This window comes from Lachnospira sp. CLA-JM-H23 (assembly GCF_040096425.1).
Taxonomy (GTDB): Bacteria; Bacillota; Clostridia; order Lachnospirales; family Lachnospiraceae; genus Lachnospira; species Lachnospira rogosae.
This window is the reverse complement of record NZ_JBBMET010000017.1, coordinates 1-2,600: the sequence shown is the minus strand read 5'-3', so window position 1 is coordinate 2,600 and position 2,600 is coordinate 1. Positions and strand designations below refer to the sequence as shown.

At 35.0% G+C, this 2,600-nt stretch carries 1 protein-coding gene; it reads left to right on the top strand.

The window, feature by feature from the left end; all coding sequences use genetic code 11:
• Positions 1-274: 274 nt before the first annotated feature.
• Positions 275-2,600, top strand: a 2,326-nt coding sequence (locus tag WMO42_RS13880) for an Ig-like domain-containing protein (RefSeq protein ID WP_349192614.1), incomplete at its 3' end; no start/stop codon positions are given.

The following is a 2,600-nucleotide window of genomic DNA, read 5'->3' as shown; positions in this document are numbered from 1 at the left end:
AATTCTATATTGAGAATGGAAAAGTAGATTTCTCAAAAAATGGCTCATATGTATACAATGGTGTAAGATATAATATTATAAATGGCTGGGCATATAGAGCATAATTATAATATATTGTATTTTATATAATAAATAAGGTTGACAGTTGATTGTTAACCTTATTTTTATGAGATTTAATTAATCAATGTGTGTTATGAAAGTGTGTATACAAGTCGATATATTTAATGAAAGTTATTCAAGTTAGGTGAAAAACAGAAGAAAACGAGGTATAAGTATGAGAATTAAGAAACTATTAGCAGTGGTATTGGGTACTGTACTTGCCATAAGCTCATTTAGTTATACATCCTGGGCAGCTGGAGATGATAATAATAGTTCATCAGTGGAGAAATTCCAATTTGTTCCAGGGTATGTAGCAAGTGAACTTGATGGCAATACTCCTGTATATGAAGACTATGGTATGGCAAGAATGTTAAGCGAATTGCCTGCTAGCTATCCGTCAAGTGTTGAAGATATTAAAAGCAAATATCCTGACAATCGTAATCAGAATCCATATGGAACTTGTTGGGCATTCTCAAGTCTGGGACTTGCAGAATTCGATCTGATTAATGATGGAGCAGCTGATAAGAATATAGATTTAAGCGAATTGGCATTGGCATATTATACATACAATTCTGTAACTGACCCACTTGGTGGAACAGTGGGGGATACAGCTAAATATTATAATGAAAATTCAGATTATTCATATCTTAATAGAGGCGGCAATTATCAGTATTCATCAAGAAGACTGGCTCAATGGATAGGAGCAACAGAGAATACAGTTCCTTACAGCAAAGCGAACGACACAATTAAACAAGGACTAAGTGGTGAGTTCGCATATAGTTATAAAGATGCCCACCTTCACAATGTATATCAGATTAATATTAAAGAGAATACATCAGGTGTTAAAGAAGCAATTATGGAGCATGGTGCTGTAGGTGTTATGTATTATCATTCAGATTATAATATGTCATGGAGTAGAAAGAGTGACTGTTATACTTATTATGACACAGCTCGGGCAGGTGGTGGTCATGCTGTTATGATAGTTGGATGGAATGACAATTTTTCCAAAGATAATTTCGAGGGACTTAAACCTTCGAATGATGGAGCATGGCTTATAAGGAATAGCTGGGGTTCTTACTGTGATTATTTCTGGATGTCATATGATACGTTTTCTTTAGAGAATACAGCATGGGTATTTGATTTTGTTGCAAATGATGGCTTTGACAATAATTATCAGCTGGATGGAGGTATTGAGACTTATAGATCATCTAATGTATTATCTGGAGCTAATGTATTTACAACACAGAAAAAATCTGGAATTGATTATGAAGTATTAAAGGCTGTATCTGTATCAATGTCACAGGCAGCAGATGTAAAATATACTGTTGATATTTATACTAATCTGACCAATCTTAATAATCCACTTAGTGGAACTAAACAGGTTACAGCAACGACTACTGGTTATACACAATATGCTGGTATATATACAATAGAGTTGAGTAATTCAATTAAGCTTGCTCCGGGAACAACATATTCAGTTGTTGTAACGACAGATAAGGCAGCGCTTGATAGAGAAGATGCTACAAGTATGGCTACAGGAGAAAAACTCGAAACTATAATATGGGACAGGAGAGTTAGTCGGTTTGATGGAAAGAGTTTTTATAAAGAAGGAAATGTATATAAATACTCTCCTAATAATTTTTGTATAAAAGCATTTACATCTAATGCTAAAGAAGCTGATACTAATGTGCCTATTGAAAGTATACATGTTAATAAGGATACTATGTCATTAACAGAAGGGGAAAGTGCGACATTAACAGCAACAATTAGTCCTTCTAATACAACATTAGATAAGACAGTAAAGTGGAGTAGTAGTAATACAGCTGTGGCATCAGTAGATAGTGCAGGAAAAGTGACAGCAAAAAAAGCAGGAACAGCAGTAATCACAGCTACCAGCAGCAATGGAAAGAGTGCAAGCTGTACAGTAACAGTAAAGCAGAAGGAAATAGCTATAACAGGAATAAGTCTTAATAAGAGCACAACGAGCATAACAGAAGGTGAGAGTGAGACATTAACAGCCACAATAACACCATCAAATGCAACTGGTGATAAGACAGTAAAGTGGAGCAGTAGTAACTCGGAAGTAGCAGCTGTAGACAGTAACGGAAAGGTAACAGCGAAGAAAGCTGGAACAGCAGTAATTACAGCGACAAGCAGTAATAGAAAGACAGCAAGCTGTACAGTAACAGTAAAGCAGAAGGATACATACACTGGTTTAAGAGATGTTAATGGAACGCTTACATATTTTACTAATGGACAGGCGGATAAGACATATACCGGTTTTGTAAGTTATGCAGGGAATAATTATTATGTAATAAACGGAGTAGTAGATACTTCATATACTAATGTTACATATGATGGAAAAGACTGGTTATATGTAGAAAATGGAAAAGTAAGATATGACTACACAGGTATAAGGTCAAATGAAAGTGGATTTTGGCGTATAGATAATGGTAAGGTTAATTTCGATTACTATGGAGTAGCCGAGAACGAATTTGGCT